Genomic DNA, 24,348 nt, shown 5'->3' on the forward strand with positions numbered 1-24,348 from the left:
ATACGGGGTTTACCCGGGGCTTATCCCCGCTCCACTCCTGGCCTGGAGGCCCCACGCGATGACGCACACGACGACCGACCAGCCCACACGGAGGCCCTCCGGCGCGCTCGTGCCGGTGCTCGCCTTCGCGGGCATCGTTGTCGCGGTCATGCAGACCCTGCTCGTCCCGGTCATCAAGGATCTTCCGCAACTGCTGAGCACCGCGCCCAGCAACGCCACCTGGGTCCTGACCTCCACCCTTCTCTCCGGCGCCGTGGCCACGCCGATCATGGGCCGCCTCGGCGACCTCTACGGCAAGCGGCGGATGCTGCTCACCAGCCTGGCCGTGATGGTGGTCGGCGCGCTGGTCAGCGCGTTCACCGACGCCGTACTGCCGATGATCGTCGGACGTACGCTCCAGGGCTTCGCGATGGGCGCGATACCCCTCGGCATCGGCCTGATGCGCGACATGCTGCCCCGTGAGCGGCTCGGCTCGGCGATGGCCCTCATGAGCTCCTCGATCGGCGTCGGCGGCGGACTCGCGCTGCCCGCGGCGGCCCTGGTCGCCCAGCACACCGACTGGCACGTCCTCTTCTTCGGCGCCGCCGGGCTCGGCGTCCTCTCCATCGTGCTGACCCTCCTCGTCGTGCCGGAGTCCCCGGCCCGCGCCGAGGGCTCCTTCGACATCCTCGGCGCGATCGGCCTGTCGGCCGGTCTCGTCCTGCTCCTGCTGCCGATCACCAAGGGCAGTGACTGGGGCTGGTCCTCCGGCACCACTCTCGGCCTGTTCGCGGGCTCCGCCCTCGTCCTCGTCCTGTGGGGCCTGCTGGAGCTGCGCCTGAGCGCCCCGCTCGTGGATCTGCGCACCACGGCCCGCCGCGAGGTGCTTCTCACCAACCTCGCCTCGATCATGGTCGGCGTCTCGTTCTACGTCGTCTCGCTCGTCCTGCCCCAGCTGCTCCAGCTCCCGGCCGCCACCGGATACGGCCTCGGGCGTTCGATGGTCGTCGCCGGTCTGTGCGTGGCTCCGCTGGGCCTGACGATGATGTTCACCGCGCCGGTCTACGCCCGCCTGTCCGCCCGGTACGGCCCCAGGACGACCCTCATCATCGGCCTGATCGTCATCGGCCTCGGCTATGGCGGCGGCCTCGGCCTGATGAGCGCGGCGTGGCAGACCGTGGTCACCTCGGTGGTCCTGGGCGCGGGTATCGGCCTCGCCTACTCCTCGCTGCCCGCACTGATCGTCGACGCGGTCCCGGCCTCCGAGACGGGCGCGGCCAACGGCCTCAACACCCTCATGCGCTCCATCGGCACCTCGGTCTCCAGCGCCGTCATCGGCATGGTGCTCACCAACACCGCGCAGCAGGTGCACGGGGTCGCGATCCCGACCATGCACGGCTTCCACGTCTCCTTCCTGATCGCGACGGCCGCGGTCGCCGTCGGTCTGCTGCTCGCCGTCTTCCTGCCGCGCCGGCGCCCGGCGACCGCCCCGCAGCTGCGCGCCGGCAGCGAGGAGGACGCGGGCCTCGAGCGTGCCGAAGAGGTACTGCGCGGCTTCCGCGGACGGGTCCTGGACGCGGGCGGCACCCCGGTCGCCCGCGCCAAGGTCACACTGATCGACCGCCGGGGCCGCCAGGCCGGTGCCACGCTCTCCGCGGAGGACGGCGGATACGCGCTGGCCGTCCCGGGCGAGGGGCCCTACGTCCTGGCAGCGAAGGCCGCGGGCCACGCCCCGCTCGCCTCCTCGGCCATCCACCCGGGCGACGACGGCACGGTGGACCTGGACCTCGCCCTGCCCGGCGAGACGGTCCCCGTCTGACAGCCGGCAACGGCCGCCCGCACCGGGCCCTCCCTGCGCACCCCCCGTTCGCCCACGTGACGGGGGGTGCGGCAGCATGGGCGCCTACACGTAGACCGACCGTAAGGAGCCCCCATGCCCCCGGCGCCCAAGCCCGAGATCCTGGCCGCGTTCGAGGCCGCCAAGGGGTTCATGCCGGGGCGTGAGGGCCTCGCGCTCTACGAGGCCGCCGTCGAGGCCGGGCGGCTGGGGCTGCCGCTGCTGGAGGTCGGCACGTACTGCGGGCGCTCCACGATCCTGCTCGCCGACGCGGCCCGCGCCGCCGGGGTCGTCGCGCTCACCGTCGACCATCACCGCGGCAGCGAGGAACAGCAGCCGGGCTGGGACTACCACGACCCGGAGACGGTCGACCCCGAGATCGGCCTGATGGACACCCTGCCCACCTTCCGGCGCACCCTCCACAAGGCCGGCCTCGAAGACCACGTGGTCGCTCTCGTCGGCCGCTCGCCCCAGATCGCGGGCGTCTGGAACTCCCCCCTCGCCCTCGTCTTCATCGACGGCGGCCACTCCGACGAACACGCCAACGCCGACTACGAGGGCTGGGCCCCCCACGTGGCGCCGGACGGGCTGCTCGTCATCCACGACGTCTTCCCCGAGCCGGAGGACGAGTTCACCGGCCAGGCTCCCTACCGCGTCTACCTCAGGGCACTGGAGTCCGGCGAGTTCACGGAGGTGTCGGCGACCGACTCGCTGCGTGTCCTGCAGCGAACGAAGGCGCCGGGCCACCCGCGCCGTTAGGGTCGCAGACATGTCGTACGCAGGTCCCGAGTTCGATCCTCCCCAGCCGCGCCGCCCCCGGCGCGGTCCGCTGACCCTCGCGGTCGCCGCGCTGGTGCCGGCCGCGCTCGTGGGATGGCTGGTCTACGAGGCGGTGGCCGACTCCGGCCACGGCCCGGCCGGCACGGCGTCCGCCAAGAGCTCCGCGCCCTCCGCCGCGGCCTCCCCGCCGGACGACGGCAAGAGACCGGCCGCGTCGCCCGCCGCCACACCCGGGGCAGCCGCTCGTCCCGGCTCCGGCCCCCTCTCGGGCAAGGTCGTCGTCATCGACCCGGGGCACAACCCCGGCAACTTCCAGCATGCCTCCGAGATCGCCCGCAAGGTGAACATCGGGACGAACAGCAAGGAGTGCGACACCACCGGCACCGCCACCAACTCCGGTTACACGGAGGCCCGGTTCACGCTTGACGTGGCGCGCCGGCTGCGCACGCTCCTCGAAGCGCAGGGCGCCACGGTGAAGTTCACCCAGGACGGCGACCGGGCGTGGGGTCCGTGTGTGGACGAACGGGCCCGGATCGGCAACCAGGCGCACGCCGACGCGGCGATCTCCATCCACGCGGACGGCGCCGCTGCCGGTGACCGCGGCTTCCATGTCATCCTTCCGGCCACGGTGCACTCGGGTGCCGCGGACACCCGTCCGATCGTGGCCTCCTCGCGTGATCTGGGCGAGCACGTCGCGGGCAGCTTCGTCCGGGTCACCGGCAGCGCCCCCTCCAACTACGTGGGCCACGGCACCGGTCTCGTCGTACGCAGCGACCTCGGCGGTCTCAATCTGTCGACGGTTCCGAAGGTGTTCATCGAGTGCGGCAACATGCGTGACAGCAAGGACGCGGCACAGTTCACGAACGGCGCGTGGCGGCAGAAGGCGGCGCAAGGGATCTCTGAGGGAATCGTGGGTTTCTTGCGCGGGTAGCGATCAAGGATACGAACCCGACGGACACGCGGACCGGGCAGACGATAGTGTCATCCCTACGATGAGGGGCCACCCCCGCGCTTCGCACCGCGGCCCGAAGCCGACCTGGTGACAGCGACGCCTCCACTACGACGTTCAGACGACAGACGAAGGACCCGAAGTGAATATCCGCTCCCTCACTAGAGGCGACGGCGTGGTGATCGGAGCAGCGGTATTGCTGTTCATCGCGTCGTTTCTCGACACGTTCGACAGCTCCGGCAGCAAGAGCTTCAACGCCTGGGACAACCTCGGCCTGGTGATGAGCATGTACGTCGGCGGCATCGTCGGTGCGGTCCTGATCGTCCTCACCCGCATGATGCCGCAGCCGCGCAAGGTCGCCGGTCTCGACCTCGGTCAGCTCGGCGTCGGCCTGACCGTCTTCGCCGCGTGGACGTCGTTCTGGACGATCCTGGACCCGCTGGGCGCGTTCAGCGACGTCTACCAGGATACGAACGTCGGCGCGGGCTCCGGCCTCATCCTGGGCCTGATCGCCGCCCTCCTGCTGGCCGGCGCCGCGATCGCCACCCCGCTGGTCCCGGCCCTCAAGGCCGCCCTGCTCTCCGCCTCCGCGCCCGCCGCCCCGGCGCCCTACGGCATGCAGCAGGCGCAGGGCGGTTACGGCTACCCGGGCGCCCAGCAGCAGCAGCCGTTCGGCGGCCAGCAGCCGCAGCAGGCCGGTCCCTTCGGCGGGCAGCAGCCTCAGCAGCAGGCGGCACCGGCACCTGCTCCTGCTCCTGCTCCTGCTCCTGCCGGGGACTTCTCGCCGTTCTGGTTCGCGGTACCTGTGCCGCGCCCGCTGTTCGCGGAGGACGGCTCGCCCACCCCGATCGCCGAACTCGCCCCGGGGACCTGGTACCTGGCCGTGGAGCAGCGCGGCCCCGGTCTGGTGGCGCAGACGCAGGACGGCCGTCGCGGTGTGCTCCAGGACACGAGCGGCATCCAGCGCGGCTGACCGCGTCTCCCGCAGTGAGGCCCTTCGCCCTTCCGGGCGGGGGGCCTTTGTCGTACAGTCGGGCGCGCCCAAGCCATCTGATGCACCGTCAATGAATCTCCCAGGAGGCGGCATGCGGCTCGGACTGGCGCTCGGCTACTGGGGCCGCGGCCCGACGGCGGACCATGTGACGCTGGCCCGGGAGGCCGAGCGGCTCGGATACGACTCAGTGTGGACCGCCGAGTCATGGGGCTCGGACGCCTTCACCCCGCTCACCTGGATCGCCGCGCAGACGTCGAGGATCAAGCTGGGCACGGCGGTTGCCCAGATGGCGGCACGCTCCCCCGCCACCACCGCGATGCACGCGCTCACCCTGGACCATCTCTCGGGCGGACGCATGATGCTCGGCCTCGGCCTGTCCGGGCCGCAGGTGGTCGAGGGCTGGTACGGCCGCCCGTTTCCCGCGTCGCCGCTCACCGCGACCCGCGAGTACGTCGACGTCGTACGCCAGGTCCTGCGCCGCGAGGCCCCGGTGGCGCTGGACGGGCGCTTCCACCCCCTGCCCTATCCCGGCCCGGACGGCACCGGCCTCGGCAAGCCCCTCAAGCCGATCACCCACCCACTGCGCGCCGATCTGCCGGTTCTGCTCGGCGCCGAGGGGCCGAAGAACGTGGCGCAGACGACCCGGATCGCGGACGGCTGGCTGCCGCTGTACTGGTCGCCGAGCCGCCCGGAGACGTACGAGAACGCGCTCGCGGAACTCCGGAAGGGCTTCCTGATCGCACCGATGGCCCAGGTGAGGGTCTGCGAGAACGTGGCGGACGGGCTGCTGCCGGTGAAGACGATGCTCGGCTTCTACATCGGCGGGATGGGCCACGCGGCCCGCAACTTCCACGCCGATCTGATGGCGCGCATGGGGTACGAGGAGGAGGCGCGCCGCATCCAGCGGCTGTTCCAGGAGGGCCGGCGGGAGGAGGCGGTGCTGGCCGTGCCCGACGCCTTCGCCGACGAGATCTCACTCGTCGGACCGCGCGAACGCATCGCGGAACGCCTGGAGTTGTGGCGCAAGGGCCCGGTGACGGACCTGCTGGCCCTGTCCCCGGACCCTCACACACTACGGGTGCTGGCGGAACTCAACTGCTAGGGCTCCCGTCAGATCTCATGACCTGCCAGCACATAGTACGTGTGCTAGGCGGTACCCCTCTACCTGCTTCTTCGCTGGTCAGCGTGGGTTTTGTGTTCCGCTGGCGTCCGTGGTTGTGCGCGGAAATCCGTTGGTGTTGCCGTCGCTACTGCCGTCAGGCGATTCAGCCCAGGTAGGGGCTTTCACGGTGTTCCAGGAAGTGCTGGAGCCGGAGCCGTTGGGTGTGGTGCATCGGCACCTGCTCGATCTCTTCCGGCGGTACGTACCGGAGTTCGGTGGACTCGTCGGAGATCTCCAGCCGGCCGCCGGTGATGCGGGCGGTGAAGCAGACGTTGAACTGGCGACGGACCTCGCCGTCGGTGTAGGCGATGATGTGTTTCGGGTCGGTGTAGGTGCCGACCAGGCCAGTGATCTCGACGTCCAGGCCGGTCTCTTCCTTGACCTCGCGGACGGCTGTGCCGGGCAGGGAGTCGGTGAGGTCCATGCCGCCGCCGGGCAGGGCCCACAGGTCGTTGTCACGGCGACGCTGGAGGAGGATGCGCCCGTGGTCGTCGGTGACGACGGCGGAGGCGGCGACGACCATGCTGTTCGGCTTAGGTGCGTTCGGGTCGTCGTAGTACTCGGTGCGGGCCACGATCAGCCTTCCTCTCGTACGGGGGTTGCCGTCGCCCACACGGCGTTGAAGCTCTCAGCGTAGGTGTCGAACATGCCGCTCTCCTGGTTTCGGCGAAGGTGCCATACAGGGGCGGCGTAGGCGTTGACGCCCCAGACGTGTGCGTTGACGAGTTGCTGGTCGTCGGCGCGGTAGAGGGAGTTGTACAGCGTGGTGCCGTGGGCGCGGACTTCGATACCCGGGGTGGCGGCGAGGGGCCTGTAGTGCATGAGCGCGAGGCGGCAGCGGGATTCGATGCCGTGGCCGAACCGCTCCTCCTGGCCGCGGGCTTGGACGTTATCGCTGTCGGGGTCCCCGATCGCGATGCGGACGGTGCAGCCTTCGGCGGCGCGTTCGGTGAGGAGTTCGTTCAGCCGCGGGTACGCCTCGTGGAGGAAGACGGCCGCGTAGACGAGGATGTCGATCCGTTCCCGGGCCTGGGCCATGAGGTCGGTGAACGCCGAGACGGGGATGTCGGCCCGCTGCTCGTAAAGCGCCACCAGTTCGGGGCTGATGGCGCGGGCGGGGCGGGCCTGGCGGAGCGCCGGCCAGAGTGCGTGCACGTCTTCTCCCAGGGCTTTGGCCGCCTGGAGGGCGGTGGCACGGCGTGGGATACGCCCGAGGTTCACCCAGCGCTCGACCGACTTGGGGTCGACCTCGACCTGCTGAGCGAGTGCGGCGTACGTCCAGCCTCCCGCCGTCATGACGGCTCGTAGTCTCTCGTTCGGCACGAGTCTCCCCTTTCGTCCCAGGACGGCACTAGGGACGTTCTACAGGCTGCGGGACGTCCCGAAGTGGGTTTTGGTGGAGGTTCCTTCGTCCCGGTGACCGGCGTGAAGATCGGTGCCGACCCTGCGGCACCAACAGGCCCAGGGGCACGCATCAACGCCGCCGAGGAGCGTCACCGTGCGAATGAGCGCCACCCCATGTGTTCCCGCCCTGCGACTGGACGCCCGGTCGTGCGCCGCCTCGCCGGGGTGGTCATGATGACGTCCCCCACTCCTGATGCCGACGGGCACACCGTCTCGCCCGATGCCGGCGCCCTGGTGGTCGACCGGCGGAGCGGCAAGGTGGGCGTGGTGATGGGGCATGTGGGGCCGTACGTGCAGCTTCGACCGCCGCGCGGTGGCCGGGAGTGGGACGTGCCGCCCGAGGACGTTCGCCCACCGACTCCGACGGAGGAGTTGAGCGCGAAGGTGGCCGTGGCCAACCGGAGGTGGGGACGGTGACTCCTCGCTCGGTCCTGCGGTACGAGACCTGGACGCTCCAGCCCGATCGCGAGCCGGACGCGGAGCCGGTCCTGTACGCGATGCAGTGTGTCGTGGACGGAGAGACCTCACCGTCAAGCGAGGACTTCGCCGAACCGCAGGACTGGGTGCTGCGGCACTGCGGCCAGAACCCGTCCCACCACACCTACCGGGAGATCATCACCCGCCCCTGGCGGACCTGGCGCCAGACGTGACCCGCCTCTCTCGACCAGGCGTCGCACCGCGCTGACCCACCTAACTCCCGTCCCTGCCGGGCACGGCCGATCGAGGCTCCCCCTCCTCGTCAGCCCTGGCAGGGGCGGGTCCTTACGTGCGTGCCGTGCCCATGGCCATGAGGTTCTGGCCTCAGCCACAGAAAGCCAGCCACGACGGCGGGCGCGCCGACCGATCATCCGTCACGTGGGTCTCGCTCAACCCCGCACCGGCATCAGCCCAGTTATCTCCATCGTCACGGCCCCAGCCAGACACAACGGCTGCGTTCCGGACGACAGCTCCGCCGGGGTGCCGACGCCGCACGGTACGAGCTCGCCGGACGGCCTCTCGGGAACCCGGCCGGTCTGCTGCTGAGCGGTCGGACAGCGGAGCGTCCGATTGACAGTCCGGCCTATGCCTCTGGGCCCTGCGCGTCGAGTGGTCGGCGGCCGTCGCCAGCGGGGCGGTAGACAGGAGCGGGCGGCGGTCTCCGACCGCCGGCGCGCGGCGGCCCGCGTCAGCGGGACGCCCTTGATCAAGTAAAGAAACTCTGAACAGCTCACCCACTGGTCAACTTGTCCGATCCCGGGTGATGCTTGACAGTTCGATCCCAGCTGATGGTTGACAGGGGCCGTGATCGGCTTTTCTGTGCGCGTCGTTGCGGTGCGTGGCAGGAGGCCGGGATTGGCGCTGGTGGAGTTGTCGGTTGTCGAGCAGAGATACCGGGCTGTCCTGGCCGTGCTGGCGGGTGCGACCGTGACCGAGGTCGCCGCGTCGTTGGGGGTGTCGCGGCAGACGGTCAGCGGGTGGAAGTCCCGGTATGAGGCCTCTGGTCTGGCGGGGCTGGCGGACCGGTCGCGTAGGCCGGTGTCGTGTCCGCATCAGGCCTCTGCCGAGGTCGGGGCGGCCGTGTGCGAACTGCGGCGCAAGCACCCGAAGTGGGGTCCGCGGCGGATCGCTCATGTGCTGGAACGGTCCGGGACGGTGAGCCCGGTGCCGTCACGGATGACCGTGTATCGGATCCTGGTCCGTCACGGGCTGGTGGAGCCAGGGGTGCGGCGGAGGAAGCGGTCGGATTACAAGCGGTGGCAGCGGGCTCGGCCGATGCAGCTGTGGCAGATGGACATCGTCGGCGGGGTGATGCTGGTCAACCCGGTGACCGGGGAGCTGACGGAGGTCAAGGTCGTGACCGGGGTGGACGACCATTCCCGGTACTGCGTGATCGCGTCGGTGGTCGAGCGGGCGACCGGACGGGCGGTGTGTGCGGCCTTCGCCCGGGCCTTGCAGGCGTTCGGGGTGCCGGAAGAGGTGCTGACCGACAACGGCAAACAGTTCACCGACCGGTTCGGGCAGGGCGGTGAGGTGCTGTTCGACCGGATCTGCCGGGAGAACGGAATCGCGCACCGGCTCACCCAGCCGGCGTCGCCGACCACGACGGGCAAGGTCGAGCGGTTCCATCAGACGCTGCGGCGCGAACTCCTCGACGACTGCGGCGCGTTCGAGAGCATCGAGGCGGCTCAGGCGGCATTGGATGAGTGGGTTGAGGAGTACAACTCCATGCGTCCGCATCAGGCGCTGGACATGCAGTCTCCGGGTGACCGGTTCACTGCGGTTGCTGAGGAGGAGAGGGACGTACTGGGTCTGAGGGTGCCCGGAGTGCTCGAGCTGGTGCCGCAACAGCGGACGGCCCCTGCGGTGACGCCGGACCCGGCCAAAGCGCCGCCTGCCCCTGCCCCTCTTTCCGAGGTGGTGCAGGTGGACGAGGGCGGGCCGGTGGAGTTCGAGCGGGTGGTGCCTGCGAGTGGGAATCTGCAGGTCGCGGGCAAGCAGTTCTGGCTCGGGCCGGCCCGCTCGGGGCTGACGGTGACGTTCTGGGCCGACACCTCGGTGATCCATCTGCTGATCGCGGGAGCACGGATCAAGACCGTGCGGTCGCACCTGTCGGTGGCGGATCTGGGAACACCCACACCCGCTACACCGCCTGCGTCAGCCGGTACCTCATCCCCGGCCTGGGCAAGAAGAAGCTCACCAAGCTCACCGCCAAGGACGTCCGCACCTGGCTCAACCAACTACGCACCACCTGCCAGTGCTGCACCCGCGGCATCGACGCCCGGCGTGATGAGCCCCGCTGCTGTGCCGTCGGCCGGTGCTGCCACAAGGTGCTCTCCCCCTTGACGCTCACCTCCATCCACTCGGTGCTCAAGTCCGCCCTGGAGCACGCCGTCCGCGAGGAAGAGATCCCGCGCAACGTCGCCCGCAACGTCCGCACCGGCACACCCCGCCCCCGGCGCTTCGAACCCCTCACCGCAGACGAAGCCCGCCGACTCCTCATCGCGACCCAGGGTCATCGGCTGCACGCACTGTTCGAACTCGCCCTCCACACCGGACTCCGCAAGGGCGAACTCCTCGGCCTGCACTGGGAAGACCTCGACCTCGACTCGGGCACCGCCGCCATCCGCCGCACACTCCAGCGCACCACCACAGCCGGGCTCACCACGCTGCCCACCAAGACCCGAGCCTCCGAACGCCGCATCGCCCTTCCCACCCGCTGCGTCCAGTCGCTGAGGCACCGCCACGAGCAGCAGCAGCGCGAACGCGAGGCTTCAGGCACCACCTGGCAGCACGACGGGCAGGTGTTCACCACGGTGCAGGGCAGACCGATCGACCCGACCAACCTCACCCGTGCCTTCACCACGCTCCTCCGCAAGGCCGGCCTCCGCCGCATCCGCTTCCACGACCTCCGCCACTCCACCGCCACCCTGCTGCTGGAACAAGGCGTCGAACTCGTCGTGATCAAGAAACTCCTCGGCCACGCCCACATTGGCGTTACCGCCACCGTCTACGCCCACGTCCGACTCCGCCTCCAACGCGACGCCATCGACCTCCTCGGCCACGCCCTCGACCGTCCTTGACACACGCACGGCAACGGCGGCGGACACCAAGTGGTGTCCGCCGCCGTTGCCGTCATCTACTGCCGTCAAGCCGCAGAACGGCCCCTGTGGGCGACTCAGCCAGGGCGCGGGTGATCCGCGTCGGGTTCTTTCCCTCTTGGACTGGAGGAGATATGACGCGCCTCCCGCAGTGAATCCGATATTGCCATCGGCGCCAAGGCGGCAATTTCCACCGCGCGTGCATGATCTCTTGAGTCTGCGGGGCGGTGCAGCGCCCACCGCAAGACAGCTACTACGTCAGGCGACCGCCAAAACTCCGTCAGTCCACCCGAACCTTCTTCATTATCTCGCGCCAGTCGCCACGCGGTCAGCGCGATCGCCACATCAACGACAGAATTTGCCAGTTCGATGTCACGGGGACGGGAACTCAGACGAAGCCTGCCACCGCCGGCTTGCCCAAGGACCACACAAGTCAGCCGTTCACCTTTAGGCGGCCAGTAGACTCGCGGGGTGAAATCCTCGTCCGATATGGCGGACTCATCCACGTAGCCAGGTATGTTGCCCACAATGGTATGAACCGTCAGGCCGTAGTGCTGGTGACTCGCGATTCGACATTCGATGAGCGAATAGTTTCGCACACTCGAAATATCCATCATCGCCCTCCAGGATTCCATGGAGCACGCGGGAATGAATTGAACTCGTCAAACAAATGCCTCGGGATGGCGTATTCAACCGCCCCTTCGTTGAGAAAATCTTCCATCGGCTCGATGTCGTTCTCCCTCAACCATCGGGACGGAACAGTTACCCGGAATCCCTGGCCGTGCGTGTCACGATGTTGAGACGCATAGTCTTCGACTCGCTGCCTGTTTCCAAAGTATGCAGACCCATCGAGCCCCTCGTCCAAATCGAGCGGGTGATTCTCGGGAAGGACTCCGTTGTCGAGTTCGCTCGCGCCTCGGTCTCTGGGCGATACACGATAGAGATCGACGGTACCGCAGTTGTGAACCAGGACCGGGGTGGCCCCCGCCAGCACATAGTACGTGTGGAGGTTGTTGACGGTGAGGTCGTAGGTGGTTTTGTGCTGGTGGAAGTTGTGGACGGCGTGGATGGTGATGGTGGTGCCGTCGGGTTGGCGGAGTTTGGTGCCGGGGGTGAGGTTGTGGGCGTCGGTCCAGCGGTGGTGGGTGGCGTCCCAGAAGGGGTGGTGCCAGGTAGTCGTGAGGGTCTGCCGCTGCGCCGCGCTGGTGTTGTTCTTGGTGTGGTGCGGGGGGCCGCGGACGGGGGTGGTGTCCAGGGTGAGGGTGTGAGGTGACCCCGGCGGTGTGGACACACTGACAATGGATCTTGCTGATCCGAGGAAGGGTGTCCTGGTGGGACGGAAGTCTCCGTATCCGGAGGAGTTCAGGAACGATGCCGTCGCGCTGTACCGCGCGGCGGGCGGGAAGCGCACCTACGCCGCGGTCGCGGCAGACGTCGGGGTGACCGGCGAGACGCTGCGCAGCTGGGTGCGCCAGGCCGACGAACACGCCGGCCGCGCTCACGGCCGCGGCGAGCAGAACTCGGAGAGCCAGAATGAGGAACTGGCCCGGCTGCGAGCAGAGAACAGCCGACTGCGCAAGGCGGAGAAGGAGTGGGAGCTCGAGCGGGAGATCCTGCGCCGGGCGGCGGCCTATTTCGCCAAGGAGATGAAGTGAAGACCCGCCGCTGGGACTTCGTCTCCGGCCACGCCGAGACCTTCGGCGTTCAGCGGATATGCCGGGTCCTTCAGGTCTCCCGCTCCGGGTACTACCGATGGCTTGCCGGCGCGAAGGCCCGCGAAGAGCGGCAGGCCGCGGAGGACGACCTTGTTGCGGAGATCCGCGAGATACACACCGAGCACAAGGGAACCTACGGAGTCCGCCGCGTTCACGCTGAACTGCGGGGTCTCGGGCGCACAGTCAACCGCAAGCGCATCGAGCGGCTGATGCGACGGCACGGCATCGAGGGACGACACCTGCGCCGCCGCAAGCGCACCACCGTCCCGGACCGGCTCGCGCCGCCCGCCCCGGACCTCGTCCAACGCCAGTTCACCGCCGCCCGGCTGGATGAGAAGTGGTGCGGCGACATCACATACGTGCAGGTCGGCGGGACGTGGCTATATCTCGCCTGCGTCATCGACATCTGCTCACGCCGGGTGCTCGGCTACTCGATGGCTTCGCACATGCGCGCCGAACTGGTCATCGACGCTCTGACGATGGCGGTAGCGACCCGCGGCGGCAACGTCACCGGAGTGATCTTCCACGCGGACAGGGGCGCCCAGTACACGTCGGCGGCGTTCGCGCAGGTCTGTGACGGTTTCGGGATCCTCAGGAGCATGGGCCGGGTCGGCTCGAGCTACGACAACGCCCTCGCCGAGTCGTTCTGGCAGGGACTCAAGAGAGAGACGATGCACCAGAGACTGTTCTCGACGGTGCGTCAGGCGAGGCTGGAGATCTTCCAGTGGCTGACCTATTACAACGCCCGACGGCGCCACAGCGCCCTCAACTACCTCTCGCCCGCCGAATTCGAACAGCAGCACCGGCCAGGACGTAAACTCACACTCGCAGCATGAACCCCTGTGTCCACACTCCGGGGGACGCCTCAGGTGGTGAAGTCACGGTCATTGGTCGTGACGATGAGCTGCTGGACCTTTTCGGGGGCGGTGACGCCGGTCTGGGGGTCGGTGGCCAGGACGGTGTCGCCGGTTTTCACCTGGCTGATGGGTTTGGAGGAGCCGTCGGCCAGCCGGACCTCTGTGGTGGGGACGAAACTGTGCGTGCAGCCTGCGGCTTCTGTTCCGGCGCTTTCGACTTCGCGGGCTTCGTTGACTGCGCGTTCGGCGTCCAGTGCGTCGTCGGCGATCTTGGCGGCTTCTTCGGCGTCCTTGACCGCGGCGTAGGCACGGTCGAGTTCGCGCCAGACCTTGAATGCTTCGATGCCGACCTTGATGGCTTTGAAGATTTTGCCCCAGGGGACGGCGGTCAGGGCGGTGTTGATGCAGCCCATGACGTCGCCCTTGGTGAAGCAGTTGTAGGCGTCGGTCAGGCCGATGACGTCGGCGACGAGGCTGAGGATCTTGTGTGTGAGGCCGGACGCCTGTTTCTTCGCGGCGGCTGCGGCCGCGTCTGCGGTGGCTTTCGCTTGCTCCACTGCCTGGTGCTCGGCCTGGCCGGGTCGCGCGGACTGGCTGATGTCGGCTTTGTTCTGTCTGGCGTACTGCTTGGCGTATGCCTTGGTGTTGTTGGGTGTGCTGCCGGAGCCCGGGTAGTCGCGGGCCGCCCTGTCGGCGGATCCCTGGTCGCCGGGCGTGGCGTTGATGCAGTAGGGGCAGTTGCGGGTCGGGCAGTCGGCCGTTGCGCAGGCGCCGGAGGGGTCGGAGGTGGTGACGGGGGTGTCGTCGGCGTAGTCGTAGGCGTCCCAGGACTGCGGAGCACCCGCGTCGAGCAGGGGGTCCGGGGCGAGGAACCGGCCGATGGTGGGGTCGTATTCGCGGGCGCCGAGGTTGGTCAGGCCGGTGTTGTCGTCCTGGGTGCCGCCGACGTAGCCGCGCTGGCCCGCGGTCCACGTGCCTGTCTGGTCGCGGGATTCGCCGAAGGGTTTGTACTGGCGTCGGGTGACGGCCTGGGTGCCTGAGTCGATGGCGAGGGTGCCGGTGCCCTGGCGGTCGGGGATGAGGTAGGTGTAGTGGCCGTCGGAGGAGTGGGTGGCCACGGTCTGGCCGGCGAGGGAGATGTAGCGGGTGCCGTCGGCGCTGGTGGCACCCTTTTTGAGGGTGATCTCCTCGTCGCCGGTGTACAGGGTGGTGGCGTCGGGGCTGCGGCGCAGCAACAGGCTGCCGTCCGGGCCGTAGAGGTATTTGGTGTCGCCGCTGGTGCCGGTGGAGGACAGTTCGGTGAGTTTGCCCTCGTCGTCGTAGGTGAGGGTGTCGGTGCCGGCGCGGGTGGTACGGGTGAGGGCGTTGCCGTTCTCGTCGTAGGTGTAGCTGTTGGTGGTGTTGGCACTCGTGTCGCCGGGCGTCACCTTGGCCACCTGGGAGACGGCGTGGGCCGGGCCCTTGCCCGCCGCGAACGGGGTGTAGGTGGCGGTGGTGTCGTGGGAGGTGTCGCCGGACGTGGCGTGGTCCACCTGGGTCTGGCGTGCGCCGGTGGTGTCGTAGGTCCAGGACTGCCAGTACGGGGACGGGCCGCCGACCGTGGAGGATGCGCCTGGGGCCGGGGTGGCCGAGCAGGCGTCGGTCGCCGTCCACGCGGCTTTGAGGCGCTGGGCCCAGTCGTAGGTGAAGCACTGAATGTCGGTCTGGCCGGTGTCCAGCTTGTCGCTGATCTTCGTGACGTTGCCGGAGGGCTGGTAGCTGTAGGCGGTCTTGTCGGCTATCGCCGCGCCGGACTGGGTGACGGTGGTGGAGTCGGTCAGGCGGTGGGTCTGGTCGTCGTAGTTGAGGGTTTGCTGGGTGAAGTTGCCGTCGGTGCCGTAGGTGAACTGGTACGGCTCGTCGAACTCGGTGTAGCTGAGCTTGCTGACGTAGGACCAGGTGTTCCAGCCGCCGACGGCGATGGGTCGGCCGTAGTCGTCGTAGGTGTAGCCGATCGTCTCTTCCGGCAGCTTGACGCTGGTGGGGTCCTGGTCGGTGTAGTGGGCCAGCGTGCCGGTCAGGTTGTAGTTGTTCTGGTGGATGTAGTTGCCGGCCAGGGCGCCTTCGGCGGACGACCCTGTCCACCGACCCCGGAACCAACGGCAACAACGCCGCCAAGTTCCTCTACGGCCTGGACGCCGCCCCGCCCACCTCCAACATACCGTCCTCGCAGACGCAGCCGGCCAAGAACAACACCGCCACCATCACCGTGACCCCGCCCGCGCCGGGCACGCACACGCTGTACGCCTACGCCGTCGACTCCGCCGGCAACGTCTCCTCACAGCAGCAGTACGAGTTCACCGCACTCGGTCACACCGGCAACACCGACGCCAGCCTGCAAGCGGCCTTCAACAACACCGCCGTCACCGACGACAGCAACCACACCACAGGAAACGCCGACGGCTCCGGCGCCACCCTGTCCCTGCAGGACCTCAAGGCAGCCGGCTGGCAACCCGGCGGCAAGGTCACCATCGACGGCGCCACCTTCACCCTGCCCGACTTCGGCGCCGCAACCGGCGACAATGTGACGGCCGCCAACCAGACCATCCAGATGAACGGCAGCAGCGGACAAGCCCTCGTCTTCCTCGGCTTCTCCACGTACGGCTCCGTCTCCTCCAAACACCACGACGACGATTCCACCAGCCCCGTCGTGCCCGACGGCACCAACACCGCGGCCACCAACTGCAGCCTGGGGAACGGCACATACCAGGACTGCGTCACCCCCCCCCGGGGAAGTATCACCTACGGTGACGGCACCACGCAGGGCTACTACCTCACCATGCCCGACTGGGTCTACGGCTCCGACACCCTCGCCGCCACCACCCTCCCCCACCGCAACACCGCAAGCACCCAGCAGACACGCAACACGAACATCTATGCCTTCGCCGTCCCGCTGAAGGCAGGCGCCACCCTCGACTCGGTCTCCCTGCCCGACGTGGCCGACGCGGCACGCGCGTTCGTCCCCGGGCTGCACATCCTCGGCATGAGCATCCGGGACACCACCACCGCGGCCGACGGCGCCACCTGGACCGGCACCTGGAGCGCACCCACCGAGCAGCGCATCCAGTTCACCAACCTCGGCGCGTTCAAGAACGAGACCATTCGCATCATCACCCAGAGCAGCGCGGGCGGCGACAACGTCCGGCTCCGGCTGTCCAACGCGCTGGGAACAGACCCGCTGACCCTCGACCACGTCACCACCGGCTACTACAAAAGCGGGGCCGCAACGACCGCCACACCCGTCGACGTGACCTTCGGCGGCAGCAAATCCGTGGTCATCCCCGAAGGCGGCGAACTCTACAGCGACCCCATACCCATGAACGTCAGCCCCGGCGTGTCACTGACCACCAGCATGCACCTGGTCAACCAGGTCGACTACCTCGTCATGCACCCCTGGGCAGCGCCCGACACCCTCGGCTGCGTCAGCGCCGCCGACAGCGGCGACCACACCACCGACACCGCCGACACCGCGTTCACCGGCACCGGAACAGCCGTGGGCCGCTTCTCCGACATCCTCACCGAAGTCGACGTCACCAACACCGACCACAGGCCGGCGGTCTCCGTACTCGGCGACGGCCTGGTCAACGCCGGATCAGGCTTCACAGCCGGCTCCAACACCCTCCGCTACAACAACGACCTCTCGTACCGCCTGCGCACCAACACCGACAACATCCCCGACTACAGCGTCCTCGCCTCCGGCATCCCGAACAACTACCTCACCACCGACCAAACCTCCGGCGGCCGGGGGGCCGCAGCCACGGTCGGGTTCGACCCTCCCGCGGGCACTCAGCCCTGGCAGAGCCCGCGGGTGTAGTCGTACGTGGCGGTCTTCTGCGCGTACTTCCACTGCGGAGCGAGCAGTGCCGCGTCGAGCTGGGCCGCGGCCCTCGGGCTCTCCACGATGTAGCCGAAGTCCTCGAGCCAGGCCGGGTACAGGTTCTTCGAGCCGATGTAGAAGGCCGATCCGTCCACCGACACCAGCTTGTGGTGCTGCGCGTACGGCTTGCCGTCGGCCCAGGTGGCGCTGTCCGCACCGCGGGCGGAGGCCAGTTGGAGATTGCCGCACAGGGCCGCCGCCGCCTTCGCACTGTCACCGGTGATCCGGGTGAGTCGGCCGCGCAGCACATCGCTGATCTCGTCCAGCGACTTGATCTGCGAGTAGCCTCCACTGCCGAACGTGCCACGGTTGGCCGGGTCGCTGACCACGATGCGGACCTTCACTCCGGCGGCCAGCTTCGCGGCCAGCGTGTCGTACAGCCGGATGTCGTAACGCGGCAGCGGCGGGCAGGTGGCGTTCATGTCCTGCTGGGAGATCTCGACATGGCTGGTCGCGCTGCCCACCAGCGCCCGCAGTGCGCTCTCCTCCGGGTTGACCGTGTCGTAGTCGCGATCGGAGTTGGTGCGGTCGGACAGTCCGACGCCGCACTTGGTGTCCGGCGCGGTCGGCAGGCCGGGCCGGTACTCGGACGACGTGTCGCGGTCCTTGACACCGACGCCGAGGCCGCCGACCGCGATCACCGGGGTGTCACCGGCCGGAGCGGGCGATGCGGAGGCCTGCCGTGCCGAGGACGCGTCGGACAGCGTGGACATGCAGCCGGTTCCGGGGGACGACGCGAACCACACCTTGGTGAGGTTGTTCTTGTTCTGGCACGTCCAGGACCACAGCTGGTCCAGATAGCGGCCGGCCGAGCCCGCCGCGGGGCCGGTGAGGGCGAGGTCGACGTCGGACACCGGGTGAGCGGTGTCGATGTAGTCGTCCTTCCAGTCGTTGATGCCGCCGGTGACCGCCGACCGGCCGTCGACCACGAGCAGCTTGGAGTGGTTCCAGGACAGACCGGTCTTGGAAGTCGTCATGGACGCCACGTCGAGGCTGATGTCGTCGGCGGCCGCGCCCAGCTTCGAGAGCAGCTCGTCGCGGTATTTCGACGGCAGCACGTTCAAGTGGTAGATCGGTGCGGCCCCGACGAGAACCCGCACCTTGATCTTGTCACCCGAACCGCCCTTCAACGCCGCGCTCTTGAGACCGGAGACGATCGCGTCCTGGAACTCCCCGTTGGGGAACGGCGCCAGGGTGGATATGTCCACCGTGCGCGTGGCCTGCGCGATGTTCGCGCTCATCTTCGCCAGCAGCCGCCGGGTGCCGGAACGCTCCGCGCAACCGGCGTCACCCCAGCAGCCCGGCGTCTGGAGCAGCCAGCCGGAGGGGTCATCGGCCGGGGCGTCCAGGCGGTTGCCGTCCGTACGCTCCCACACCTGGCCTTCGAGGCCCGGTGACACCTCGCGCAGTGTCTTCTCGACGGCATCGAGGTGCGGGGCGGGTTCGCCCGTCGACCCGGCGGATCCGGCGGATCCGGCCGCGAGGGCCGGGGCGGAGGACAACGGGCCGACGGAGAGGGCGAGAGCCGCCGAGGTGGCGACGAGACGGATCGTGCGGCGGAGCCGGGCAGGAGCCAAGGTCGCGTCCTTGTCGAGTGATTGGGGGGTGCTCACGGCCGTGACGGCACTGAGCCTGATCAACTCGACAGAAGTTACCAGCCGGGAACTACCGTTCAGCGACGCGGATATGAGAGCCGATCAGTTCCCGCGAGGACGCGTCCCTGGGGATCGCGGCGGCGCTCAGCCTCCCGCGAGCTGCCGGGCGGTCGGGACCTGGTTGGCGACCGGCGCGCCCGCGCTGCTTCCCGCCTTCTTCACCTTGCCGATGACGTCGTTGAAGGGGCTCGCGGCCGACTCGTCGCCTGCGCGCAGCCGAGGGGGCAGGCCCTTGAGCGCGTCGATGGCGGCGCCGAGCGGTGCCAGTGCCTTGGAGAGCGCGGGGTCGCCCTGGGCGTTGCGCTGGGCCGCCTTGAGCCGGTTGTAGGCGAAGGTGCCCGCGAGGCCCGCCTTGATCATTGCGGCACTTCGCCCCTTCGCGCCCTTCTTGAACGCACCGGCCTTCCACGGCTTCACGATCCACTGGTACGTCGCCCCGGCCGCGAGTCCCGCGTTCGCCACGAAGCGGGCCTTGGCGAATTTCTGGCGCTCCGCCTGGGTGGTCGGGGAGGGCGTGGCGACGGCGATGTAGGCGGAGGCCTCCTGCGCGGTGCTACTGGTACTGCAGGCGGCGGCGCCGACGAACAGAGTGCTGCTCAGGGCGAGGGTGGCGGCGAGGGTGCGTACAGGTACGGGCACGGGTTCCTCCGGACCTTGGGGGGACGGCGGGCCTCCCGCTGCCGGGGGGCCGATTGGTCTACCGGCAGCGTCACCCGCACCGCCCGGCCACGCCGCCCCGGCAGGGCCGTTCGGGTGACGAGGCAGGGGCGGGTTTCAGCCGCGGGCGACGGGCAATCCGAAGTGCATGTCCCCTCGATATCGCAACGGCGCCAACCAGGCCGGCACGGTCATCGCGATCGTCGCCGATGTCATGGCCTTCATCCTGGGCCTGTGGATCGTGATGTACCTGCTGGACGCCAACCGTGCCAACGACTTGGTGCGCGTCGTCCACAACGCGGCGAACTGGCTTGCGGGTTGGTCGCACGACCTGTTCACCTTCAACGAGGCGTGGGCCCGGGTGGTGGCGGGCTACGGCTTGGCAGCGGTGGTCTACCTCTTCATCGGCCACGCGATAGCCAGCCGCATTCATCGCCACTGAGTCCCTGCGGGTGCGTGGGGGGTTTTGCGCAGTTCCCCGCGCCCCTGTAGGGGTGGCTCACGCCGGTGACTCCCCGCGGCTCCATCGTGGTTGACCGCGCAGTTCCCCGCGCCCCTACAGGGGCGCGGGGAACTGCGCGAAACCTGCACGTTCCCGGGGGCGGCGACTCATCCCCGAGCCGGCTCAGCGTCAGGCGCAGCAGTCGGGGTCCAGCCCCCTGGGCAACCGCTCGCCCCCGAACACCGCACAGGTGGGCTCGTCACCCCCCAGCGCCGCCACCGCGAGCAGCAACGACCCGGCGGTCCAACTGGTCAGCTCCTCCGGCCAGATGGCACCGTCGTCGAAGACGTACCCCGTCCAGTACAGCCCGGACTCCGGATCCCGCAGATGCTGGATCGACTGGAGGATCTCCAGCGCACGGTCGGACTCGCCCATCGCCCACAGCGCCAGCGCGAGTTCGGCCGACTCCCCGCCGGTCACCCATGGGTTGGGCACGACGCACCGCACACCGAGCCCGGGCACCACGAACCGCTCCCAGTGCGCCTCGATGCGCTCCTTCGCCTCCTCGCCCGTCAGGGCGCCCCCGAGGACCGGGTAGTACCAGTCCATCGAGTAGCGGTCCTTGTCGAGGAAGCGCTCCGGGTGCCGTCGTATCGCATGCCGCAGCGCGCCGGCCGCGAGCTCCCAGTCCGGCTGCGCCTCCTCACGCTGCTCGGCGATCGCGAGACCGCACCGCAGCGCATGGTGAATGGACGAGCAGCCGGTCAGCAGCGCGTCCACCGTGGCCGTGCCGTCGTCCTCGCGCTTCCAGCCGATCTGGCCGCCGGGCTGCTGCAGCCGCAGCACGAACTCGATGGCCGAGTACACCGTCGGCCACATGCGGTCCAGGAACATGTCGTCGCCGGTGGCCAGGTAGTGGTGCCAGACGCCGACGGCGATGTACGCGACGAAGTTCGTCTCACGGCCGCGGTCGGTGACGTCCTTCGCCTCGCCGTCGGCGTAGGCGGCGTACCACGACCCGTCCTCGTTCTGGTGCCGCGCCAGCCACTCGTACGCCCGTTCGGCCGCCGTGTGCTCACCGGCCGCGTCGAGCGCCATGGCGGCCTCGACATGGTCCCAGGGGTCGAGGTGGTGCCCGCGGAACCACGGTATGGCCCCGTCCTCCCGCTGGAGGGACAGGATCCCGTGGACGGTCGCGGCGGCCTGCTCCGCGGTGAGGACCCCGGGCAGGACGAGGTGTTCCGTCCGGGGAGTGGTCACGCGGCGTCCGCCTCGGCGGCGCGGGGCAGGTGCGGCTTGGTCGCGTACGCCACGAAGCTCTTGCCGATCAGCGGGTTGAGCGCCTGTTCGGCGACCCGGGTGGCGAGCGGCTTCTTCATGATGTCCCAGACCAGGAGCTTGTGGTACGCGCGCACCGGCAGCGCCTTGTCGTTGTCGACGCCGAACGCGCACTTCAGCCACCAGTACGGTGAGTGCAGCGCGTGCGCGTGGTGCGTGCCGTACGGCTTGAGGCCCGCCTCCCGGATCTTCGCGAGGAGTTCGTCCGCCTTGTAGATGCGGATGTGGCCGCCCTCGACCTCGTGGTAGGCGTCGGACAGGGCCCAGCAGACCTTCTCGGGACCGTAGCGCGGAACGGTGATCGCTATGCGTCCGCCGGGCTTGAGGACCCGGACCATCTCGGCGAGCACGCCCTTGTCGTCCGGGATGTGCTCCATGACCTCGGAGATGATCACGACGTCGAAGGACTCGTCCGGGAAGGGGAGCGCGAGGGCGTCGCCCTCCATGGCGGTCGCGGTGGCACCGGCCGGTGCCTCGCCCGCCTCCTTCATCGCCGCGAACCACTTGGCGACCTCGCGGATCTCCTCGCCGTTCTGGTCCAGGGCGACCACCTGCGCACCGCGCCGGTAGCACTCGAACGCGTGCCGTCCGGCACCGCACCCGAGGTCCAGGACACGGTCGCCCGCGGCGAGCGGGAACCGGGAGAAGTCGACGGTCAGCACGTGGCCCTGCTTTCGCGGTCGGAACGGTTGGAGCGGCTGGAACGGCCGGAATCGGCGTCGGTCAGTGATGCGCCGGTGGCGCCCACGACGGCCTCGCCGCGCACGGACCCACCGCGCACCGCCGACGCCACGGGCACGCTGATGGCCGCGGCGCCGTAGAAACCGGTGGAGGCCGCGATGGCCTCCCGGTACCGCGCGACCGTGCCCTCGGCGGCCTTGGCCCAGGTGAACCGGCCCAGCACCCGTTCCCGGCCCGCCCGGCCGAGCCGGACCCTGAGTTCCCGGTCCCCCAGCAGTCTGCTCAGCCCGGCGGCCAGCGCACCCGCGTCACCGGGCGGCACCGCGAGGCATGTCTCGCCGTCCGGCCCCGCGACCTCCGGTATGGCGCCACCGGTGGTGGCCACCAGCGGCGTACCCGTCGCCATGGCCTCGGCGGCGGGCAGCGAGAAGCCCTCGTACAGCGACGGCACGCACGCCACCTCGGCCGACCGCACCAGGTCGACCAGTTCCGCGTCCGAGATGCCCTTCACGAAGTCGACGGCGCCCTCGAGCCCGTACCGCTCCATCGCCTGCGCGACCGGCCCCTCCTGGGGGCGCTTGCCGACGACCACGAGATGGGCGGCGGGGTGCTCGGTGCGCACCTTCGCGAGCGCCTCGACGAGGAACACGAGGCCCTTGAGCGGTACGTCCGCGCTGGAGGTGGTCACGATCCGGCCCGGGATCTTCGGCACCGAGGGGTCCGGTGAGAAGAGGTCGGTGTCGGCGCCGATGTGCACGACGTGGATACGGTCCCGGTCCACGCCGAGGTGCTCGATGATCTCCTGCCGGGAGGTGCCGGAGACGGTGAGCACGGAGGAGAGCCGGCGGGCGACCCGCTTCTGCATGCGCGTGAACGCGTACCAGCGGCGTACGGAGGCGCGCCGCTTCCAGCCCTGGGCCGCGTCCAGCTCCAACTGGCGGTCCACGGTGATGGGGTGGTGGATGGTGGTGACGAGCGGGGCGCCCACCTCGCCCAGCAGGCCGTACCCGAGCGTCTGGTTGTCGTGCACGACGTCGAAGTCACCGCGCCGGGCGCGCAGATGGCGGCGGGCGCGCAGCGAGAACGTCAGCGGCTCGGGGAAGCCGCCGGTCCACATCGTCGCGACCTCGAGAGCGTCGACCCAGTCGCGGTACTCGTCGCGCCCGGGGGTGCGGAAGGGGTCGGGCTGGCGGTACAGGTCGAGGCTGGGCAGTTCGGTGAGGGAGAGCCCCTCCAGGTCGTCGCCCTCGTCGAGCACGGGGTACGGCTGGGAGCCGATGACCTCGACCCGGTGGCCGAGCCGGGCCAGCTCGCGCGAGAGGTGCCGTACGTACACGCCCTGGCCGCCGCAGAACGGGTTTCCCTTGTACGTGAGGAGCGCGATGCGCAGCGGGCGGTGCCCGTCGGCGGCCAAGCCCGCCTGGGGACCCGCCTCCATGGCCTCAGCGGTCACTCTCGGCCCCTTCTCCCTGCGATTTCCCGCGAGACTACGCCGGGACGGTAATCTAGAACAAGTTTCAGACTTGATCGTAGAGCCTCTGAATCTACCGGCAGGTAGTGCCACTGTGAGCGTTGGATCAGGTGATTCGCGCCACGACCGTCGCCCTGCCGGCTGACCGACCGCCCGCCCTCACCGACTGTCACGGAACGGGACCCATGCCTGCGGAAGCCAAGGTGCCAGCCAGTACCTCACCGCTCACCGAGCGGCAGGAGGCACGCCGCCGCAGGATCCTGCGCGCGAGCGCGCAGCTTGCCAGCAGGGGCGGGTTCGACGCGGTGCAGATGCGGGAGGTCGCGGAGTCGTCGCAGGTTGCGCTGGGCACGCTGTACCGCTACTTCCCGTCGAAGGTGCATCTGCTGGTCGCGACGATGCAGGACCAGCTGGCGCACATGCACGGCACGCTCCGCAAGAAGCCGCCCGCCGGGGAGAGGGCGTCCGAGCGGGTGGCGGAGACGTTGATGCGCGCGTTCCGGGCGCTCCAGCGGGAGCCGCATCTGGCCGACGCCATGGTGCGCGCGCTGACCTTCGCGGACCGCAGCGTCTCCCCCGAGGTGGACCAGGTCTCGCGTCAGACGACGGCGATCATCCTGGACGCGATGGGCCTGGAGCACGAGCCCACACCCGAGCAGCTCTCCGCGGTCCGGGTGATCGAGCACACCTGGCACTCGGCGCTGATCACCTGGCTGTCGGGGCGGGCCTCCATCGCGCAGGTGAAGATCGACATCGAGACGGTCTGCCGCCTGATCGACCTGACCGGCGGCCCGGAGCCGCACTGAGCCGCCGAGCCCGGGCGGGGCATGGAAAAACCTACGAGACGGGTGCGGATGACCTTCAGGTCTTTTCGGCCTTCCAGCCTCTCGGCCGACCTCTGTCGGCCCCGGCGGAAATCGTAACCTCACGCCA

General features: G+C 69.3%; 20 protein-coding genes and 2 pseudogenes. 13 read left to right on the plus strand and 9 right to left on the minus strand.

Annotated features, from left to right (window positions below):
- Positions 1 to 58 precede the first annotated feature (58 nt).
- The 5 genes from ABZ845_RS02305 (at position 59) to ABZ845_RS02325 (ending at position 5,641) form a co-directional block, all read left to right on the plus strand.
- Positions 59 to 1,798, plus strand: coding sequence for an MFS transporter (locus ABZ845_RS02305; protein WP_360971998.1), 1,740 nt, complete (start codon positions 59 to 61; stop codon positions 1,796 to 1,798).
- Positions 1,799 to 1,912: 114 nt separating this feature from the next.
- Entirely contained in the window at positions 1,913 to 2,575 is a 663-nt protein-coding gene (locus tag ABZ845_RS02310) for a class I SAM-dependent methyltransferase (RefSeq protein ID WP_360972000.1), read from the plus strand.
- A gap of 10 nt (positions 2,576 to 2,585) precedes the next feature.
- Complete coding sequence (locus tag ABZ845_RS02315; RefSeq protein WP_360972002.1) at positions 2,586 to 3,527, plus strand: N-acetylmuramoyl-L-alanine amidase; 942 nt, start codon at positions 2,586 to 2,588, stop codon at positions 3,525 to 3,527.
- Positions 3,528 to 3,687: 160 nt separating this feature from the next.
- Positions 3,688 to 4,518: a hypothetical protein gene (locus ABZ845_RS02320; RefSeq protein WP_360972004.1), complete on the plus strand. Its 831-nt coding sequence runs from the start codon at positions 3,688 to 3,690 to the stop codon at positions 4,516 to 4,518.
- Between the two features lie 112 nt (positions 4,519 to 4,630).
- Positions 4,631 to 5,641, plus strand: coding sequence for an LLM class F420-dependent oxidoreductase (locus tag ABZ845_RS02325; protein WP_360972006.1), 1,011 nt, complete (start codon positions 4,631 to 4,633; stop codon positions 5,639 to 5,641).
- Between the two features lie 163 nt (positions 5,642 to 5,804).
- On the opposite strand, the gene ABZ845_RS02330 is transcribed toward ABZ845_RS02325, so the two are convergent.
- Both ABZ845_RS02330 and ABZ845_RS02335 read right to left on the minus strand, forming a co-directional pair.
- Complete coding sequence (locus tag ABZ845_RS02330; RefSeq protein ID WP_360972008.1) at positions 5,805 to 6,275, minus strand: NUDIX domain-containing protein; 471 nt, start codon at positions 6,273 to 6,275, stop codon at positions 5,805 to 5,807.
- 2 nt (positions 6,276 to 6,277) lie between these two features.
- Complete coding sequence (locus ABZ845_RS02335; protein ID WP_360972442.1) at positions 6,278 to 6,997, minus strand: XRE family transcriptional regulator; 720 nt, start codon at positions 6,995 to 6,997, stop codon at positions 6,278 to 6,280.
- 273 nt (positions 6,998 to 7,270) lie between these two features.
- Between ABZ845_RS02335 and ABZ845_RS02340 the strand changes: the two genes are divergently transcribed.
- From ABZ845_RS02340 to ABZ845_RS02355, 4 genes and pseudogenes are all read left to right on the plus strand, one after another.
- A complete protein-coding gene (locus tag ABZ845_RS02340) occupies positions 7,271 to 7,522 on the plus strand; it encodes a hypothetical protein (protein ID WP_360972444.1) in 252 nt (83 codons plus the stop codon).
- Positions 7,510 to 7,755 (plus strand): hypothetical protein, encoded by a 246-nt coding sequence (locus ABZ845_RS02345; RefSeq protein WP_360972009.1) that lies wholly within the window; start codon positions 7,510 to 7,512, stop codon positions 7,753 to 7,755. Before ABZ845_RS02340 ends, ABZ845_RS02345 begins: the two co-directional genes overlap by 13 nt.
- Positions 7,756 to 8,452: 697 nt before the next feature.
- Positions 8,453 to 9,709, plus strand: a pseudogene (locus ABZ845_RS02350) (IS481 family transposase); the annotation flags it as partial.
- Between the two features lie 2 nt (positions 9,710 to 9,711).
- Positions 9,712 to 10,665, plus strand: a pseudogene (locus ABZ845_RS02355) (site-specific integrase); the annotation flags it as partial.
- A 631-nt stretch (positions 10,666 to 11,296) separates the two neighbouring features.
- On the opposite strand, the gene ABZ845_RS02360 reads toward ABZ845_RS02355, so the two are convergent.
- A complete protein-coding gene (locus ABZ845_RS02360) occupies positions 11,297 to 11,974 on the minus strand; it encodes a polymorphic toxin-type HINT domain-containing protein (protein WP_360972010.1) in 678 nt (225 codons plus the stop codon).
- Positions 11,975 to 12,014: 40 nt separating this feature from the next.
- Between ABZ845_RS02360 and ABZ845_RS02365 the strand changes: the two genes are divergently transcribed.
- A protein-coding gene (locus tag ABZ845_RS02365) for an IS3 family transposase (protein ID WP_360972446.1) occupies positions 12,015 to 13,234 on the plus strand; the annotation gives its coding sequence in 2 pieces (ribosomal slippage) (positions 12,015 to 12,270 and positions 12,270 to 13,234; 1,221 coding nt in all).
- Positions 13,235 to 13,263: 29 nt separating this feature from the next.
- Here the strand turns inward: ABZ845_RS02365 and ABZ845_RS02370 are convergent.
- The gene (locus ABZ845_RS02370; protein ID WP_360972011.1) at positions 13,264 to 14,787 is read right to left on the minus strand and encodes an RHS repeat-associated core domain-containing protein; all 1,524 of its coding nucleotides are present in this window, start codon (positions 14,785 to 14,787) and stop codon (positions 13,264 to 13,266) included.
- A 716-nt stretch (positions 14,788 to 15,503) separates the two neighbouring features.
- Here ABZ845_RS02370 and ABZ845_RS02375 point away from each other — a divergent pair.
- On the plus strand, positions 15,504 to 17,108 hold the full coding sequence (locus ABZ845_RS02375; RefSeq protein WP_360972013.1) for a hypothetical protein: 1,605 nt from the start codon (positions 15,504 to 15,506) through the stop codon (positions 17,106 to 17,108).
- Here ABZ845_RS02375 and ABZ845_RS02380 read toward each other — a convergent pair.
- Positions 17,081 to 18,784, minus strand: a complete 1,704-nt coding sequence (locus tag ABZ845_RS02380; protein WP_360972014.1) for a phospholipase — start codon at positions 18,782 to 18,784, stop codon at positions 17,081 to 17,083. The genes ABZ845_RS02375 and ABZ845_RS02380 overlap by 28 nt on opposite strands.
- Before the next feature lie 126 nt (positions 18,785 to 18,910).
- Positions 18,911 to 19,465, minus strand: coding sequence for a hypothetical protein (locus ABZ845_RS02385; RefSeq protein WP_360972016.1), 555 nt, complete (start codon positions 19,463 to 19,465; stop codon positions 18,911 to 18,913).
- Between the two features lie 166 nt (positions 19,466 to 19,631).
- Between ABZ845_RS02385 and ABZ845_RS02390 the strand changes: the two genes are divergently transcribed.
- The gene (locus ABZ845_RS02390; protein WP_360972018.1) at positions 19,632 to 19,925 is read left to right on the plus strand and encodes a hypothetical protein; all 294 of its coding nucleotides are present in this window, start codon (positions 19,632 to 19,634) and stop codon (positions 19,923 to 19,925) included.
- 189 nt (positions 19,926 to 20,114) lie between these two features.
- Here ABZ845_RS02390 and ABZ845_RS02395 read toward each other — a convergent pair whose 3' ends face one another.
- From ABZ845_RS02395 to ABZ845_RS02405, 3 genes are read right to left on the minus strand one after another with little or no spacing between them, the layout of a single operon-like run.
- Complete coding sequence (locus ABZ845_RS02395; protein ID WP_360972020.1) at positions 20,115 to 21,185, minus strand: prenyltransferase/squalene oxidase repeat-containing protein; 1,071 nt, start codon at positions 21,183 to 21,185, stop codon at positions 20,115 to 20,117.
- Positions 21,182 to 21,925 carry a class I SAM-dependent methyltransferase gene (locus ABZ845_RS02400; RefSeq protein WP_360972022.1) on the minus strand — a complete coding sequence of 248 codons (744 nt, stop codon included), beginning with the start codon at positions 21,923 to 21,925 and terminating at the stop codon, positions 21,182 to 21,184. The genes ABZ845_RS02395 and ABZ845_RS02400 overlap by 4 nt, the downstream gene beginning before the upstream one ends.
- Positions 21,919 to 23,397, minus strand: coding sequence for a glycosyltransferase family 4 protein (locus ABZ845_RS02405; protein ID WP_360972024.1), 1,479 nt, complete (start codon positions 23,395 to 23,397; stop codon positions 21,919 to 21,921). The genes ABZ845_RS02400 and ABZ845_RS02405 overlap by 7 nt, the downstream gene beginning before the upstream one ends.
- A gap of 203 nt (positions 23,398 to 23,600) precedes the next feature.
- Here ABZ845_RS02405 and ABZ845_RS02410 point away from each other — a divergent pair, with 203 nt between their 5' ends.
- Complete coding sequence (locus ABZ845_RS02410; RefSeq protein WP_360972026.1) at positions 23,601 to 24,221, plus strand: TetR family transcriptional regulator; 621 nt, start codon at positions 23,601 to 23,603, stop codon at positions 24,219 to 24,221.
- Positions 24,222 to 24,348 lie beyond the last annotated feature (127 nt).

Source organism: Streptomyces sp. NPDC047022, from assembly GCF_040644155.1.
Taxonomy (GTDB): Bacteria; Actinomycetota; Actinomycetes; order Streptomycetales; family Streptomycetaceae; genus Streptomyces.

Bases quoted from the DNA above. Each gene is read 5' to 3' on its own strand.
- ABZ845_RS02305 (WP_360971998.1), top strand. From the start codon at position 59: ATGACGCACACGACGACCGACCAGCCCACACGGAGGCCCTCCGGCGCG.
- ABZ845_RS02310 (WP_360972000.1), top strand. From the start codon at position 1,913: ATGCCCCCGGCGCCCAAGCCCGAGATCCTGGCCGCGTTCGAGGCCGCC.
- ABZ845_RS02315 (WP_360972002.1), top strand. From the start codon at position 2,586: ATGTCGTACGCAGGTCCCGAGTTCGATCCTCCCCAGCCGCGCCGCCCC.
- ABZ845_RS02325 (WP_360972006.1), top strand. From the start codon at position 4,631: ATGCGGCTCGGACTGGCGCTCGGCTACTGGGGCCGCGGCCCGACGGCG.
- ABZ845_RS02335 (WP_360972442.1), bottom strand. From the start codon at position 6,997: ATGACGGCGGGAGGCTGGACGTACGCCGCACTCGCTCAGCAGGTCGAG.
- ABZ845_RS02390 (WP_360972018.1), top strand. From the start codon at position 19,632: ATGTCCCCTCGATATCGCAACGGCGCCAACCAGGCCGGCACGGTCATC.
- ABZ845_RS02410 (WP_360972026.1), top strand. From the start codon at position 23,601: ATGCCTGCGGAAGCCAAGGTGCCAGCCAGTACCTCACCGCTCACCGAG.